The sequence below is a fragment of the Streptomyces sp. NPDC059743 genome, from assembly GCF_042732975.1.
In the GTDB taxonomy this organism is placed as follows: Bacteria; Actinomycetota; Actinomycetes; order Streptomycetales; family Streptomycetaceae; genus Streptomyces.
The window spans coordinates 402,024-419,128 of the sequence record NZ_JBHWGS010000001.1 but is presented as its reverse complement, the minus strand read 5'-3'; the positions used below and the strand labels follow the sequence as shown (position 1 = coordinate 419,128).

Here is a 17,105-nt window from a genome sequence, read left to right as displayed (position 1 = left end):
CCACCACCCTCCGGGGGAAACGTGAGTGCGGGCCCTGTTGCGGGCAGAACAGGTGGGAGACCACGCGAGGAGAGCCGCGGCCGGGACGCCGCGCGCACCGATCCGCGGGGCCGGGAGCCGCGGGAGGCCGGACAGGTGGCGAGCGCAGCCGAGCACACACCACGGGCGGCGGACCGGACCGGAGCCCTTCCTCCGTACGGTGCCAACGGCCGGCGCCCTGGGCGAGCGGCCCTGGGGCCCGACGGCCCGAGGACGGCGGTCTGGCCGGGAGCGCCGACGCCGCTGGGCGCCCGCTTCCGGATCGGTCCCGACGGGATCGCGGGCACCAATTTCGCGCTCTGGGCGGGCGGCGCGGAAGCGGTCGAGGTCTGTCTGTTCGACGACAGCGGCGCCGAGACACGGCTCCCGCTGACGGAGCTGACCCATGAGATCTGGCACGGCTTCGTCCCCGGGGTCCGTCCCGGACAGCGGTACGGATTCCGGGTGCACGGCCGCTGGGACCCGTGGACGGGCGCCCGCTGGAATCCGGCGAAGCTGCTGCTCGACCCGTACGCCCGCGCGGTCGACGCCGCCGAGGGCCATGACTACCGCCGGCTGCCGCCCGAGGTCTACGGCCATGTACGCGACTGGCCGCAGCGCAATGTCGCGGACACGGTGCGTGACGACCGCGACTCCGCTCCGTTCGTCCCGAAGGCGGTCGTCGTCCACGACGACGCGCCCGACGACGAGTGGGCCGAGGACCGGCGGCCCAAGACGCCCTGGGCCGACTCGGTCATCTACGAACTCCATGTCCGTGGCTTCACCAAGCTCCATCCGGGCATCCCGGAGGAGCTGCGCGGTACGTACGCGGGCCTCGCGCATCCGGCGGCGATCGGCCATCTCCGGCGGCTCGGAGTGACCGCGGTCGAGCTACTGCCCGTACACCAGTTCGCCCACGAGGAGCATCTGCTCCGGCGCGGACTGCACAACTACTGGGGCTACAACTCCATCGGCTACTTCGCACCGCACGCCGCCTATGCCTCGGACGGCACGCGCGGCGAGCAGGTCGGCGAGTTCAAGCGGATGGTACGGGCGCTGCACGCGGCGGGCATCGAGGTCATCCTCGATGTGGTCTACAACCACACGGCGGAGGCCGGAGAGCTGGGTCCGACGCTGTCGCTGCGCGGGATCGACAACCGCGGCTACTACCGGCTCCCGTCCGACGCCCGCCGCTATCTGGACTACACGGGCTGCGGCAACACGCTCCATGTGCTCCAGCCCCAGGTGCTGCGGCTGATCACCGACTCGCTGCGGTACTGGGTCACCGAGATGGGCGTCGACGGATTCCGCTTCGACCTCGCGGCGGCCCTGGCCCGTTCGATGCACGATGTCGACATGCTCTCGCCGTTCCTCGCGGTGATCGCCCAGGATCCGGTACTGCGCCGGGTGAAGCTGATCGCCGAACCGTGGGACGTGGGCAACGGCGGCTATCAGGTGGGCGCGTTCCCTCCGCTGTGGACGGAGTGGAACGACCGGTACCGCGACGCCGTACGGGACTTCTGGCGCGGCGCGCTGCCCGATGTACGCGATCTGGGCTACCGGCTCTCCGGATCGAGCGATCTCTACGCCTGGGGCGGCCGGCGGCCGTACGCCTCCGTCAACTTCGTCACCGCGCACGACGGCTTCACCCTGCGCGATCTCGTGTCGTACGGGCGCAAGCACAACGAGGCCAACGGCGAGGGCAACCGGGACGGTACGGACGACAATCGCGCCTGGAACTGCGGAGTGGAGGGCGAGAGCGACGATCCCGCGGTCAACGCCCTGCGCCGGCGCCAGCTGCGGAATCTGCTCACCACACTGCTGGTGTCGACCGGTGTGCCGATGCTGGTCGCGGGCGACGAGATGGGCCGTACGCAGCGCGGCAACAACAACGCGTACTGCCAGGACAACGAGGTGAGCTGGCTCGACTGGTCACCACTGGACCCATCGGGTGCACGAGCGGACGAGCGGCCGGACGACCCGTACGGAGCACGCGGTCTGTACGAGCTGACCAGCCGGCTGCTCGCCCTGCGCCACGCCCATCCCGTCCTGCGCCGCCGCGCCTTCTTCTCCGGCCTGCCTCAGGCACCGGACGGGCTGCGGGATCTGGCGTGGTTCACTCCGCACGGCGAGGAGATGACCGAGGAGGACTGGTACGCGCCGGCGTCCACGCTCGGGCTCTTCCTGTCCGGGCGGGACATCCCGGGCCGGGACGCGCACGGCGAGAAGATCACGGACGACAGCTTTCTGACGGTCCTGCACGCGGCGGACGCGCCGGTCGACGTCACTCTGCCGGGACCGCCCTGGGCACGGACGTACGAACTGCTCGTGGACACCGCGCGCGAGGACCAGACACGGGCACCGGGCACGGTGTACGAGGCCGGGACGACGGTGGCGGTCCCGGCACGGTGCGTCCTGGTGTTCCAGGTACGCGAGTGAGGCTCGGCCATCACGCTCGAAAGCCCATCAGCCATTCGGTTGATATGGAGATACGACAGGCCCACCGGCCACCCGACTGGCGAAAAAGCACATGAGCGATGTCAGTGGTGAACCGTAGGCTCGCTCATGATGTCCGAGAACCATGCAGCCACCACCAAGGACCGGTCCTCCGTACGCTCACTGCTGCGGCTGTGGCCCTATGTACGACCGGTGCGAACACGTCTCTTCAGTGCGGCTTTTGTCGCGATCGTCGCGTCCTGCCTCGGTCTGGTGTTCCCGCTCATCCTGAAGTGGATGGTCGACGGACCGGTCACCGACCGGGATCCGGGAGGTGTCTGGCTGGGAGCCCTGCTTCTGCTGCTCCTCGGGATCGTGGAGGCGGTGCTGTTCGGTTTCCGGCGCTGGCTGGTGGCCCGGCCGCTGTCGAGCGTGGAGGCGGCGATGCGGGCCGATCTCTACCGCCATCTGCAACGGCTGCCCGTGGCCTTCCACGACCGCTGGCCCTCCGGTCAGCTTCTCTCGCGCGCGACGACCGATCTGATGCTGCTGCGGATGTTCCTCGCCTTCCCGCTGACGTTCCTCCTGGTGAACGTGACGACGATCCTGGCGGGCTTTGTCATCCTGCTGCTCCAGGACTGGTCGCTCGGCGTGGTGCTGCTGGCGCCGGTGGTGCCGCTGGTCATTCTCTGTTCGCTCTTCGAGACGCGGTACTCACTGGTCGCGCGGCGGGCCCAGGACCAGGTCGGCGATCTGACCACGGTGGTCGAGGAGGGCGTGCTCGGCATCCGGATCATCAAGGGATTCGGCCGCCATCGCAGCCAGGCGCTCGCCTTCCGGGTGCTGGCACGGCAGCTGCGCACCACGGAGCTGGACAAAGCACGGCTGCTGGCGGGCATCTGGGCCCTGATCATGACCATTCCGGAGCTGGCGATCGGCGCGGCGCTGGTGCTGGGCACGATCCAGGTGGCGGACGGCGGGCTCTCGGCGGGCACGCTGGTGGCGTTCCTGTCGACGGCGCTGGCGCTGCGGTGGCCGGTGGAGTCGATGGGCTTCCTGCTGGCGATGAGTCAGGAGTCGGCGACGGCGACCGAGCGGTTCTTCGAGGTGATGGACGTACCGGAGGAGGCGGAACCGGAGCCGTCGGCCGCGCAGGCCGCGTCCGCCGCATCCGCCGCGCGGACCGGAGAAACGGTTGCCCTCACCAAGGCAGTGGGCGGCGACCAGGACGGCGGGCCGGCTCCGGACACCGGCGGCGGGCTGCGCTTCGAGGGCGTCTCGTTCCGCTACCCGGACGCCGACGCGGACTCGCCGCCCGTGCTGTCCGGCATCGATCTGCACATCAGACCGGGCGAGACCATGGCCCTGGTCGGAGCCACCGGATCGGGCAAGACGACGCTCACCGCGCTCGTACCGCGGCTGCACGAAGTGACCTCGGGACGGATCACGTTGGACGGCGAGGACATCGCCGGGATACCGCGTCCACAGCTGCGTGAACTGGTGTCGGTGGCGTTCGAGGAGCCGACGCTCTTCTCCGCGAGCGTCGCGGAGAACGTACTGATGGGCGCGGCGGACGCCGATGAGGAGGCGCTGTCCAGGGCGCTGGAGGTGGCCCAGGCGGGCTTTGTCGCCGAGCTGCCGCAGGGCGTGCGTACGGAGGTGGGCGAGCAGGGACTCAGCCTCTCCGGCGGCCAGCGGCAGCGGCTCGCGCTCGCCAGGGCGGTGGTCGGCCGGCCGCGCTTCCTGGTGCTGGACGATCCGCTCTCCGCGCTGGACGTCCATACGGAAGCGCTGGTGGAGGCGGCGCTGCGGCAGGTGCTGCGGGAGACGACCGCGCTGGTCGTGGCGCACCGTCCGTCCACCGTGATGCTCGCCGACCGGGTGGCGCTGATCTCGCGAGGGCGGATCGCCGCCGTGGGCACCCATCAGGAACTGCTGCGCGCCAGCGAGGAGTACGCGTGGCTGATGTCCGGAGCCCAGCCGGGCGTGGATTCCGGGGCCGGCGTGGAGTCCGAACCGGGCGTGGAGTCCGAGGCCGTTGAGGAGACCGTCCGATGACCACGTCGACCAGCACCACAGGCACGGGCCCGGCTCCCGACGAAGGGCCGGGCACGGCCACGGAAAAGGGTACGGATACGGAGAAGGGCGCGGGCGTTGACACACGTACGGGCCCGCCCGCGAAGCCCCTGCAAGGCGGCGCCTCCGCACCCGGCCCCGACGCCCAGGACTCTTCCGCCGTCCCCGCCGCCGACGATCCCTTCGGCCAGGACGCGCTGCCCGCGCCTCCTGGCGCCACCGGCGCGCTGCTGCGCTCCCTGCTGAGCGCCCGGCGTACGAGAGTCGCCGTGGCCGCGCTGCTCCTGCTGCTCCAGCAGGCCGCCGCCCAGGCGGGCCCGCTGCTCGTCGCGTACGCCATCGACCGCGGAGTGCCCGCCTTCCGCGACGACGACCACGGTCCGCTGATCGCCGTCGGCGCCGGATATCTGATCTGCGCCGCCGGTTCCGGAGCCTTCCAGTACGCCTTCATCCGCGCCGCCGCCCGCATCAACCAGGACGTACTGCTCGATCTGCGCGGCCGTATCTTCCGCCACGCGCAGGCGCTGAGTGTGGACTTCCACGAGCGGTACACCTCCGGGCGGCTGATCTCCCGGTCCACCACCGACGTGGAGTCCCTGCGCGAACTGCTCAGCGAGGGCCTCCAGGAACTGATCGGCGTGGTGCTGGCCTTCGCGTACATCTGCGCGATGCTGCTCTATCTGGACCTCGGGCTCGGCGCGCTGGCCGTGCTCTCGTTCGTACCGCTCTATCTGCTCGTACGGCTCTACCAGCGCCGCGCGGCCAAGGTCTTCGGCCGGCGCTCCACCGCGATCGCCGCCGTCATCGTGAAGTTCGCGGAGACGATGAACGGCATCAGGCCCGTACAGGCCTTCCGGCGCGAGCGGGCCAACGACGCGCGCTTCCATGAGCTCAACCACCACCATGAGCGCAGCAACGGCGACGCCCTGCTGGAGATGGCCCGCTATGTGGTCGGCTCCCGGCTCGTCGCCAACACCGCTGTCGCCGGGATCGTGCTCTGGGGCGCCTACCGGGTGGCCGAGGGCACTCTGGCCCTCGGTGTGCTGGCCGCGGCCGTGCTCTATCTGCGGCGGCTCTACGACCCGATCGACCGGCTCGGGATGTTCCTCAACTCCTACCAGTCCGCCGCCGCCTCCCTGGAGAAGATCGCGGGCCTGCTGGCCCAGACGCCCTCGGTGCCCGAGGCGGCGCGCCCTCGCCCGCTGCCCGCGCTCACCGGCGGATTCCCGGGCCGTGAGGTCGTGTTCGACGCGGTGAGCTTCGCGTACCGCACGGGCGGCGAGGTCCTTCCACGCTTTGATCTGACCGTCCCGGCCGGCCAGACGGTCGCGGTCGTCGGCTCCACGGGCGCGGGCAAGTCCACGCTGGCCAAGCTGCTGGCGCGGTTCTACGATCCGACGGACGGCCGGGTGCTGCTCGACGGAGTCGATCTGCGCGAGCTGGAAACACCGGAGCTGCGGCGCGGAGTCGTGATGGTGACTCAGGAGGCCTTCCTGTTCTCCGGCACGGTCGCCGAGAACATCGCCCTCGGCCGTCCCGACGCCTCCCGTGAGGAGATCGTGCGGGCGGCGAAGGAGATCGGCGCGCACGACTTCATCAGCGGTCTGCCGGACGGCTATGACACGGACGTACGCAAGCGAGGCGGCCGGATCTCCGCGGGCCAGCGTCAACTGGTCGCCTTCGCACGCGCGCTGCTCGCCGATCCGGCGGTGCTGATCCTCGACGAGGCGACCAGCTCGCTGGACATCCCGGGCGAGCGCGCGGTGCAGCGCGCGATGGACACCGTCCTGCACGGCCGTACGGCGGTGGTGATCGCCCATCGGCTGTCCACCGTCGAGATCGCGGACCGGGTGCTGGTGATGGAACACGGCCGCATTGTCGAGGACGGCACACCGGCCGATCTCATCGCCGGCACGGGCCGCTTCGCGGGCCTCCACCGCGCCTGGCGCGAAAGCCTTGCCTGACAACGGAATTCGGCGGAATTCAGCACCGACAGCCCTCACCTCTCGATAATTAATCACATAATGATCGCTCCGAAGTTTTTACCTCTTCAGGGTGCGAACCGGTGTGTCGTTTTACGGAGTCTTGGTTTTCTGTAAATGTTTGCCCGTCATGACAGGGCCTGAACCCGTGCTCGGGCGGGTTCTGAGTTGAGGGAGAACCATGGACTACGGCAATAGCCTGCGAGAAGCGGTCGCGTCATCGCGTACGACGCCTCTCATCGGTATCTATGACATGTACTCGGCCTCCATCGCGGCCCAGCACTACAACGGTTTCTTCGTCTCCGGCTTCGGATTCGCGGCGTCGCATTACGGATTGCCCGACATCGGCTTCATCGCCTGGCCCGACATGGTGGCCTTCGTGGAGCGGCTGCGGCTGGCCTTTCCGCGGCACCATCTGCTCGTGGACATCGACGACGGCTATATGGATCCCGAGGTCGCCTGCCATGTGGTGCAGCGGCTGGAGCGCGCCGGAGCGTCCGGAGTGATCCTGGAGGACCAGAAGCGTCCTCGCAGGTGCGGCCATGCCGACGGCAAGCTGATCCTGCCGCTGGAGGAGTATCTGGAGAAGCTCGACCTGGTGCTGCGCAGCAGGGAGGACCTGCTCGTGGTGGCCCGTACGGACGCCACGGAGGAGGGAGAGATCATCCGCCGGGCGGAGGCCCTCGCGGAGACCGACGCGGATGTCATCCTGGTCGACGGAGTACGGAGCGTGGAGTGGATCCGTAAGATCCGTTCGATCGTCGGCGACAAGCCGCTGCTGTTCAATCAGATCGCGGGCGGAAAGTCGCCGAGGCTCTCGCTTTCCGAGCTGTCGGAGCTGGGCGTCGATCTCGCCATCTACAGCACGCCATGTCTTTTCGCCGCGCACGGCGCGATCGACGGCGCGCTGACCGATCTCAAACTGGCCGACGGACGGCTCCCGGAAACCGCGGAGACCGGAGCCATCGGCGTCAAGGGATCCACGGAACTGCTGGAGAAGAACATCAGCAGGCACCACAAGTACCGTCAGTCGGTATCGGTCTGACCGCGAATCGAACCGAAGCGAACCGAAGCGAACCGGACCGTCATATGTCTGTGAAACCCTTCCGGCCCGGCAGCGGCCGGCACCGGCAGCAGAAAGCAGGGCCTCTCGTACGAGGCGCGTCGACCGCGGGAGCGGTCGTCGCGGCGGCGGCGAGTGTGCTGTGCGCCGGCGGTGTCGCGACGGCCGGTCCCGCGGTCACACCCGTGGAGGCGCAGGACGACGAGGAGGACGAGTCGCGGCCGGAGCCCACGGGCAACCGGAGCGTCGGCCTCATCGTGATCGACAACTCCTTCGCGGACTCATGGCTGGAGGTCGACCGGACGCTCAATACGCTGCTCCTCGGCAAGGGCACGGCGGGCAGCGATCACGACGGAGGCGGCGGGGCCATCGACGTAAAGACCGGAGACGGCTCGGGCGCGGGCTCGGGAGCAGCACCCGCGCCCGCACCGGCACCGGCACCCGCGCCGGCGTCGGCGTCGGCGTCGGCGTCGGCGCCCGCGCAGGAACCGGATCGTCCGCATACTTCCTCCGGCAACTGGACCACCGAGGTCGGCCATCCTCCGTGGCAAGGCGAAAGCGGTGAGTGACGTGACGTCAATGACCTGGCTGAGTTCCTGGCCAGGCCGCTTGAGGAGGGCGGTCGACCTCTATGTCGTCGCCCTCCTCGGCACGGTCGTGTTCGCGGCGCTGCTGCCCGCGACCGGCCGTGCGGCGACGGCCGTCGGCCATGCCGCCGACATCGCCATCGGTCTGCTCTTCTTCCTCTACGGCGCGCGGCTCTCCACCCGGGAGGCGCTGGACGGTCTGCGGCAGTGGAAGCTCCATCTCGTCGTCGGAGCGAGCACCTTCGCGCTCTTCCCGCTGCTGGGCCTGGCCGTCGGCTGTCTCGTACCGTATCTGCTCGGCGAACAGCTCTACATGGGGCTGCTCTTCCTCTGTGTCGTGCCCTCGACGGTCCAGTCGTCGATCGCGCTCACCTCCACCGCCCGTGGCAATGTCCCGGCCGCGATCTGCGCCGGTACGTACTCCAGCCTGGCCGGGATGGTGGCCACTCCGCTGCTCGCGGCCTGGCTGATCGGCTCCACGGTGAGCTTCTCGCTCCACGGGCTGCTCACCATCGTCACCGAGCTGCTGCTGCCCTTCCTCGCCGGGCAGTTCTGCCGCCGCTGGATCGGCGCATTCATCGGCCGGCACAAGAAGCGCATCGGGCTCCTGGACCGGTTCTCCATCCTGCTCGTGGTCTACACGGCCTTCAGCAGAGGCATGGCCGAGGGCATCTGGCACCAGATGACACCGGCGCGGCTGCTCGTCCTGCTGGCACTGGCCGCGGCCCTGCTGGCGGTGGCGCTCGGTACGACCTCGTTCGCCGCGCGGCGGCTCGGGTTCAGCCGCGAGGACCGCATCACCATCGTCTTCTGCGGCTCGAACAAGAGCCTCGCGACGGGACTGCCCATGGCCGCCGTGCTCTTCGGTTCCTCGGCCGGGCTGGTGATCCTTCCGCTGATGCTCTTCCATCAGCTCCAGTTGATGGTGTGCGCGGTCATCGCGGGCCGGTGGTCGCGTCAGGCATCGGTGGCCGCTCCCGCGCCCGCACCGCGCGTTCCGGTGCGCGGCACCGCGAGTTGACGCCCGGACCATCGCGGAGCTGACGCCCGTACCACCGCAGAGTGGACGGTAAGAAATCAGTCACGTTACGAAACGATCCCGTCAGCGCCCGCGTGCCGTCCGCTCAACATCACGTTCACATTCGGCAACTTCGCGCCCGAACTCCGCGCGGTCCTCGAATGGTGCTGTCACGAACCGTTGTTGACGGTGTGCGAACCCTCGGCGGCATCTCCGCGATGATCGACGAAACGTCCGCTTAACGAACAAGGCCTTTCGGGCAGCGGACGATTTCCGGCCAACTTCTTGACGCGCTCCTGACAGTGAGCCGTCACGGCTGTCACTCTTCCCCCGTTCTCCGCACCACCTTGCTCCGCTTGCTCTGTCCGGGCTGCCCACCGAGCGGCCCGGTACCCCCCTCGCAGAAGGAGTTCGCGTGAGATCCACGCCCAGCCGTCGCGCCACCGCGACCGGTGCTCTGATAGCGGCAGCCGCTCTGCTCACCGTCGGTGTGCAGGCCGGTACCGCCTCCGCCCAGCCCGAGACCGCTCCCGCCGCACCGGTGGCCGGCCAGGCCAACCCGGGTGCGCAGGAGCGCGCTCTCTCCCCCGCGCAGCGCACCGCGCTGATCAAGGCGGCCGACGCGTCCAAGGCGGCCACCGCCGAGGACCTCGGCCTCGGCGCGCAGGAGAAGCTCGTCGTCCGTGATGTCATCCAGGATGTGGACGGCACCACGCACACCCGGTACGAGCGCACCTACCAGGGCCTCCCGGTCCTCGGTGGCGACCTCGTCGTGGCCGCGACGAAGGCGGGCGCGACCAAGTCCGTCAGCAAGGCGTCCAAGGCCGCCCTCAAGAACGTCGCCACCACGGCCGACATCGCGCCGGCCGTCGCCGAGAAGCAGGCGCTGAGCGCCGCCGCGGCGGAGGGCTCGAAGAAGGCCGAGGCCGACCGCGCGCCGCGCAAGGTGGTGTGGATGGCGCAGGGCGCGCCGACCCTCGCGTACGAGACGGTCGTCGGCGGGCTCCAGCACGACGGCACTCCGAACGAGCTGCACGTCGTGACGGACGCCGCCACCGGCAAGAAGCTGTACGAGTGGCAGGCCGTCATGAACGGCATCGGCAACACGCAGTACAGCGGCCAGGTCACGCTCGGCACCCAGCTCTCCGGGTCGACGTACAGCCTGACCGACACCGGCCGCGGCAACCACAGGACGTACAACTCGGACACTGGGGCGCTCTACACGGGCCCGGACGACACCTGGGGCAACGGCCAGCCGTCCAACACGGAGACCGCCGCCGCGGACGCCCACTACGGTGCCGCGGAGACGTGGGACTACTACAAGAACGTGCACGGCCGCTCCGGTATCCGCAATGACGGTGTCGGCGCGACGTCCAACGTCCACTACGGCAACGCGTACGTCAACGCGTTCTGGCAGGACAGCTGCTTCTGCATGACGTACGGCGACGGCGCGGGCGACCTCAAGCCGCTGACGTCCATCGACGTGGCCGCCCACGAGATGTCCCACGGCGTCACCTCCGTCACCGCCCGTCTGGTCTACAGCGGTGAGTCCGGCGGTCTGAACGAGGCCACCTCCGACATCTTCGCCGCGGCGGTCGAGTTCTACGCCAACAGCCCGCAGGACCCGGGTGACTACCTGGTCGGCGAGAAGATCAACATCAACGGCAACGGCACTCCGCTGCGGTACATGGACCAGCCGAGCAAGGACGGCGCGTCCAAGGACTACTGGTACTCCGGCATCGGCGGCGTGGACGTCCACTACTCCTCGGGCCCGGCGAACCACTTCTTCTACCTGCTCTCCGAGGGCAGCGGCGCCAAGGTCGTCAACGGCGTCTCGTACAACTCCCCGACCTCGGACGGTCTGCCGGTGACCGGCATCGGCCGGGCGAAGGCCGAGCTGATCTGGTACAGGGCGCTGACCACGAAGTTCACGTCCACGACCAACTACTCGGCGGCCCGTACGGGCACTCTCGCGGCCACCGCCGAGCTGTACGGCGCCACCAGCGCCGAGTACACGGCCGTCCAGAACGCCTGGGCCGGTATCGCGGTCGGTCCGCGTCCCGGTGGCGGCGGCACGGGCCAGTCGTTCGAGAGCACCACGCAGGTCGCCATCCCGGACAACGGCGCTGCGGTGACCTCGACGATCAACGTCACGGGTGTCGCGGGCAACGCTCCGGCCAGCCTCCAGGTCGACGTGAACATCACGCACACCTGGCGCGGTGACCTGGTCATCGACCTGGTCGCGCCGGACGGCAGCGTGTACAACCTGAAGCCCGCCAGCGGCAGCGACTCGGCGGACAATGTCATCGAGACGTTCTACGCGGGCGCCTCGTCCGAGGTCGCGAACGGCGCCTGGAAGCTCCGGGTCCAGGATGTCGCGGCGGCGGACGTCGGCCGTATCAACAGCTGGAAGCTCACCTTCTAGAGCTGAGCCGCAGGACGGCCCGCTCCGGCCGAGCTGATCGGAGCTGATCCGGGAACCGCCCGAGGTGTCCTCACCGACACCTCGGGCGGTTCTGTCAGGTGGTCGGCGTACGGTACGCCGTATCGTCCCGCGACACCCGGCAGCACAGGAGCCTCCGTGAACCGACTCACCTACGACGATGTCAAGCAGGCGGGCGACCGCGTCGCGGGACGGGTACGCCCGGTGGTCCTGGCGCCGACGGAGCTCGGCGCGACGGGCGCGACCGGCGCCGACGGCGCCACGCATGCCACCGGCGCTTCCCAGGTGTGGCTGGCGCTGGAGTTCATGCAGCACACCGGCAGCTTCAAGGCCCGTGGCGCCCAGAACTTCCTCCAGGCCCACCGTGCGGCCGGCACTCTCCCGGACGCCGGCGTGACCATCGCCTCGGGCGGCAATGCCGGGCTCGCCTGCGCCTGGGCCGCCCGGCAACTGGGCGTGACCGCCACGGTGTTCCTGCCCGAGACCGCGCCGCCGGTGAAGGTCGCGAGGCTCCGCTCGTACGGCGCGGAGGTACGGCTCGTCGGCACGCGGTACGCCGAAGCCCTCGCGGCCTGCGAGGAGTTCGCCGCCCGCAGCGGCGCGCTCGCCTCGCACGCGTACGACCATCCGCTGATCGCCGCCGGAGCGGGCACGCTCTTCGAGGAGATCCACCGGCAGCTCCCGGGCCTCGACACGGTGGTGGTCGCGGTCGGCGGCGGCGGTCTCTTCGCGGGAGTGGCCACGGCGGCCGGTCACCACGGTGTACGGATCGTGGCGGCCGAGCCGGAGAACTGCCGCGCCCTGAACGCCGCGATCGAGGCCGGCGCGGTGGTGGACGTCCCGGTCGACTCGGTCGCCGCCGACTCCCTGGGCGCCTCCCGCGCCACTCCGCTGGCCCTGCACGCCGCCCAACAGGCCGACGTCCACTCGGTCCTGGTCCCGGACCCGGAGATCTCCCGCGCCCGCCACACCCTGTGGACCACCCATCGTGTCCCGGTGGAACACGGCGCCGCCACGGCCCTGGCGGCCCTCACCACGCCCACGTTCGGCTACCGCCCGGCACCGGGCGAGCAGATCTGCGTCATCCTGTGCGGCGCGAACACCGACGCCCGCACACTGACCGACGCGGTCGGTGCGGCCGAGGCGTAACAACGAAGGGCGCGCCGGCCCAGTCACTCACTGGACGGCGCGCCCTTGAGGCCACCTGGAGGAAAGCCGCCCGGCCGGCCGTCCGGCTAGTTCGGGTTGCTCGCGTTGGTCAGCGTCTCCCAGGCCACGAAGAGATTGTTCGTGCCCGAGGGCCGCTGCTGCTCCGTGAGCCGCTGCGTGTTGGTCATCGCGTAGCCCAGCCGCGTGTTGAGCGCGTTGAAGCCGACCTCGGTGATCGGTCCGAGGCCGCGCTGCACACTGCCGCCGCACAGGTTCGACGGTACGGGCTCGGCCTGGACCTCGTACTTGGACTGGAAGCCCAGCGCCTGCCGCAGCCGCTCGCCGACCTGCGGGAAGAGGTCCTGGCCCTGGATACGGGCGGTCTCGTAGACATGCGAGACGGACGAGATGCCGTAGCCGGTGTGGACGAAGTCGCGGCAGGTCTCCTGGGTGAGGCCGGTCATGAAGGTGCCCTGGCCCTGCCAGTAACCGACGATCTTGTCGCGGGTGTTCAGGTTCTGGCTCGGTACGGTCCTGGGCAGATCGCCGTCGGACGCCAGATAGATGTACGCGGGCACCCGGACGAGATACTTGCCGATCGCCTTGTCCCAGCTCGCCTTGTCGTCCAGGAAGACGGAGATGCTGACCGCCGCCTCCATCATCGTCAGCTCCCAGTTGCCGTTGGAGTTGGAGCCGTTGATGATCTCCGGCAGATAGACATTGCGCAGCATGGTGCTGAAGCGCCCGGCGTTCGGCCAGTTGCCGTGGACATGCTTGATGATCTCCGCGGCCTTGGGCCAGGAGGAGCCGGCCCAGCCCGTCTGGAGCGGCGCGTTGCTGTTGGTGTGGTCCTGGATCGAGTTGGACCAGGCGTCCATGAGCTGGATGGACTTCTGCGCGTACCGGTCGTCACGGGTGATGTACCAGGCCAGCGCGGTGGTGTACGCGGCGATGGCGTCCTCGCGCTCGTCCGTACAGCCGTTGTTGGGGTTGGAGTACGAGCCGCACTCGACGATCGCGCGAGGCTTGGCCGTCCTGGTGAGCGAGGCGTACTTGCTCGCCATCATCTGGTCGTACGCGGCTTTCCAGGGCTGCGCGCCCGCCTGCACCTTGCTCCGTACGAAGTCGAGCTGGGCGGTGTTGAGGTTCACACCGGGATGGGTGAAGCTCGCCGGAGCGGCGGCGACGGCCGGGACGGCGGCGGGAGCTGCCTTGGGCGCCTTCTCGGCGGCGGCGGGCGCCGTGAAGGCCGCGGCCAGAACACCGGCGAGAGCGGCGGAGAGCCCGAGAAGTCTGGGGATGGATCCGGGGCGCATGTGGGGGTGCCTTCCGGTCAAGGGTTCGGCCCCCAACTCGATTCACCCATATGAACGTTGAGTGGAGTTGTGAACCTGTCATTGAGTCAGGAAGGTAGAGCCATCCCATGAACACGTCAAGGTCTGGACCAATGGCCGCAGGCGCGGCGGGCGCCCGCCCCCGCGCCCGCCCCGTCCGTCCCGCCCCGTCCGTCAGCGCAGCAGTACGCCCGCGCCCTCCCCCGTCGCCTCCGTCGGCAGCGCGACCAGTCCCAGATCCGCGCTCGTGGCGAGCAGCGGATGGGAGGGCAGCACCCGGACCGTATAGCCGTAAGGGCCCGTACGGTCCAGCGCGAGCGGCCCTTCGTACATCCAGCGGCCCTCCAGATCCGGCCCGTCGGCCGGCTTGAGCGGAAACGGCCGCGCGTCCACGAGCGTGTCGTCCGAGCCGACCCGGCCCGCGACGGCCTGCACCTCCACCTCGTCCGGCCGCAGTTCACCGAGGCCCACCTGGACGCGCAGCGAGAGTGTGGAGCCCAGCTCGGCCGTGCCTCCGGCGGCGCCGGCCGCGACGCCCTCCACATGGTCGACCGACACATACGGCCAGAGCGTGCGTGTGCGGTACTTCCAGGACGCCAGCTCCGTCGCGGTCGCGGCGTCCAGCGCGCGATGGGCATGGGCGGCGGGCTCGTAGAGCCGCTCCACATACTCACGCACCATCCGTCCCGCGAGCACCTTCGGTCCCAGGGTGACCAGTGTGCTGCGGACCATCTCGATCCAGCGGTCCGGCAGTCCGTCCGCGCCTCGGTCGTAGAAGCGCGGCGCCACCCGGTCCTCGATCAGCGCGTAGAGGGCGTTCGCCTCCAGCTCGTCCCGGCGGTTCTCGTCGGTGGCGGCGTCCGCCGTGGGAATGGCCCAGCCGAAGTCCGGCTCGAACCACTCGTCCCACCAGCCGTCCAGCACCGAGAGATTGAGACAGCCGTTGAGCGCGGCCTTCATTCCGCTGGTGCCGCACGCCTCCAGCGGACGCAGCGGATTGTTCAGCCAGACATCGCAGCCCGGATAGAGCTTGCGCGCCATCCCCATGCCGTAGTCGGGCAGGAAGACGATGCGATGGCGCACGCGCGGATCGTCGGCGAACCGCACCAGCTCCCGCACCAGCCGCTTGCCGCCGTCGTCCGCAGGATGCGCCTTGCCCGCGACGACGATCTGGACCGGCCGCTCCGGATCGAGCAGCAGATCCGTCAGCCGGTCGCGGTCGCGCAGCATCAGCGTCAGCCGTTTGTACGACGGGACCCGGCGGGCGAAGCCGATGGTCAGGACGTCCGGGTCGAGTACGCCGTCGATCCAGCCCAGCTCGGCGGCCTGGGCACCGCGCTGGAGCCAGGACTCGCGCAGCCGTTCCCGTACCTCCACGACGAGCTGTTCGCGCAGCTGACGGCGTACGTCCCAGAGATCGGCGTCCGGGACCGCGGGCGACAGTGTGGCGTCCGCGGGGCCCTCGCCCAGCCGGGCGATCTCGGGCGCGACCCAGGTCGGCGCGTGCACACCGTTGGTCACGGAGGTGATGGGCACCTCCTGAGGATCGAAGCCCGGCCAGAGTCCGGCGAACATCTCTCGGCTGACGGCGCCGTGCAGTGTGGAGACGCCATTGGCCCGCTGGGCGAGCCGCAGGCCCATCACGGCCATGTTGAAGAGATTCGGCTCGCCGCCCGGATAGCTCTCCATGCCGAGGCCGAGGACCCGCTCGGCGGCCACACCAGGCAGCTCGCCGTCCTCGCCGAAGTGCCGGGCGACCAGCTCGCGGTCGAACCGGTCGATCCCGGCCGGCACGGGCGTATGGGTGGTGAAGACCGTCCCGGCGCGGACGGCCTCCAGGGCGGCCTCGAAGCCGAGCCCGGTGTCGACGAGTTCACGGATGCGCTCCAGGCCGAGGAAGCCGGCATGGCCCTCGTTCGTGTGGAACACCTCGGGCGCCGGACGGCCGGTGAGCCGGCAGTACGCCCGGACCGCGCGCACTCCGCCGATGCCCAGCAGCATCTCCTGGAGCAGCCGGTGCTCGCTGCCGCCGCCGTAGAGCCGGTCGGTGACCTCGCGCTCGCCCGGACCGTTCTCCTCGACGTCCGAGTCGAGCATCAGCAGCGGCACCCGGCCGACCTGCGCCAGCCACACGCCGGCGCGCAGCGAGCGCCTGCCGGGCAGCGTGAGGACGACCTGGGCGGGTGTGCCGTCCTCCTCGCGCAGCGGCGTGAGCGGGAGTTCATGGGGATCGAGGACCGGATACTGCTCCTGCTGCCAGCCGTCCCGGGAGAGCGACTGGCGGAAGTAGCCGTGCCGGTAGAGCAGACCGACACCGATGAGTGGTACGCCGAGATCGCTGGCGGCCTTGAGATGGTCGCCGGCGAGGATGCCGAGGCCGCCCGAGTACTGTGGCAGGGCCGCGGTGATGCCGAACTCGGGCGAGAAGTAGCCGACGGCGGCGGGCAGCTCGGCGCCCTCGGCGTCACGCTGCTGGTACCAGCGGTCGCCGCGCAGATAGGTGTCGAGATCGGCCGCGGCGGCGGTCAGCCGGTCCAGGAAGGAACTGTCCCTGGCCAGCTCGGCCAGACGGGCGGCGGAGACGGCTCCGAGGAGTCTCACCGGGTCGCCGTCGGCGGCCCGCCAGCCGGCGGGATCGACGGCTTCGAAGAGCTCTCGGGTCTCGGTGTGCCAGGACCAGCGCAGATTGCGGGCGAGGTCGCTGAGCGGTCGGAGTGGTGCGGGCAGGACAGGGCGGACGGTGAACCGACGGATTGCCTTCACGTGTTCCACCTTCGCAGGGACATACGAGCCGGAGCGGACGCACCACGGGTGTGCGGTCCGCCGTCCCTCCGACGGTAGTCCCCGGGCGCCCTCCGCAACCACGGCGCATTCGCGCATTCGCGCCGGGCTCTCTACGCCCCAGTAGTTAACAGATCGCCGGATTGCCCACCCGAAGGGAGGGGGAAGGCTCATCCGGTACGCACCCGGTACGCACAGCTCACACGCCCGCTCATACG

Annotated in this window: 10 protein-coding genes; 8 read left to right on the top strand and 2 right to left on the bottom strand. The window is 69.9% G+C overall.

The annotated features are described in order from the left end of the window. The first annotated feature begins 135 nt into the window (after window positions 1–135). The 8 genes from glgX (at window position 136) to ACFV6H_RS01830 (ending at window position 12,772) form a co-directional block, all read left to right on the top strand. Window positions 136–2,457 carry a glycogen debranching protein GlgX gene (gene glgX, locus ACFV6H_RS01865; RefSeq protein ID WP_385537356.1) on the top strand — a complete coding sequence of 774 codons (2,322 nt, stop codon included), beginning with the start codon at window positions 136–138 and terminating at the stop codon, window positions 2,455–2,457. Between the two features lie 129 nt (window positions 2,458–2,586). Then, the gene (locus ACFV6H_RS01860; RefSeq protein ID WP_385537352.1) at window positions 2,587–4,512 is read left to right on the top strand and encodes an ABC transporter ATP-binding protein; all 1,926 of its coding nucleotides are present in this window, start codon (window positions 2,587–2,589) and stop codon (window positions 4,510–4,512) included. Next, window positions 4,509–6,494 (top strand): ABC transporter transmembrane domain-containing protein, encoded by a 1,986-nt coding sequence (locus tag ACFV6H_RS01855; RefSeq protein ID WP_385537349.1) that lies wholly within the window; start codon window positions 4,509–4,511, stop codon window positions 6,492–6,494. The genes ACFV6H_RS01860 and ACFV6H_RS01855 overlap by 4 nt, the downstream gene beginning before the upstream one ends. 199 nt (window positions 6,495–6,693) lie before the next feature. After that, the gene (locus ACFV6H_RS01850; RefSeq protein ID WP_385537346.1) at window positions 6,694–7,557 is read left to right on the top strand and encodes an oxaloacetate decarboxylase; all 864 of its coding nucleotides are present in this window, start codon (window positions 6,694–6,696) and stop codon (window positions 7,555–7,557) included. Between the two features lie 44 nt (window positions 7,558–7,601). Then, a complete protein-coding gene (locus ACFV6H_RS01845; RefSeq protein ID WP_385537343.1) occupies window positions 7,602–8,144 on the top strand; it encodes a hypothetical protein in 543 nt (180 codons plus the stop codon). Between the two features lie 10 nt (window positions 8,145–8,154). Beyond that, on the top strand, window positions 8,155–9,183 hold the full coding sequence (locus tag ACFV6H_RS01840; RefSeq protein ID WP_385537921.1) for a bile acid:sodium symporter family protein: 1,029 nt from the start codon (window positions 8,155–8,157) through the stop codon (window positions 9,181–9,183). 412 nt (window positions 9,184–9,595) lie between these two features. Next, a complete protein-coding gene (locus tag ACFV6H_RS01835; RefSeq protein ID WP_384975725.1) occupies window positions 9,596–11,605 on the top strand; it encodes a M4 family metallopeptidase in 2,010 nt (669 codons plus the stop codon). A gap of 156 nt (window positions 11,606–11,761) precedes the next feature. Further along, window positions 11,762–12,772, top strand: coding sequence for a serine/threonine dehydratase (locus ACFV6H_RS01830; RefSeq protein WP_385537339.1), 1,011 nt, complete (start codon window positions 11,762–11,764; stop codon window positions 12,770–12,772). A gap of 86 nt (window positions 12,773–12,858) precedes the next feature. Here the strand turns inward: ACFV6H_RS01830 and ACFV6H_RS01825 are convergent, their stop codons facing one another. Then, window positions 12,859–14,088, bottom strand: coding sequence for an alginate lyase family protein (locus ACFV6H_RS01825; RefSeq protein WP_385537336.1), 1,230 nt, complete (start codon window positions 14,086–14,088; stop codon window positions 12,859–12,861). A gap of 192 nt (window positions 14,089–14,280) precedes the next feature. Beyond that, entirely contained in the window at window positions 14,281–16,869 is a 2,589-nt protein-coding gene (gene glgP / locus ACFV6H_RS01820; protein WP_385537333.1) for an alpha-glucan family phosphorylase, read from the bottom strand. Window positions 16,870–17,105 lie beyond the last annotated feature (236 nt).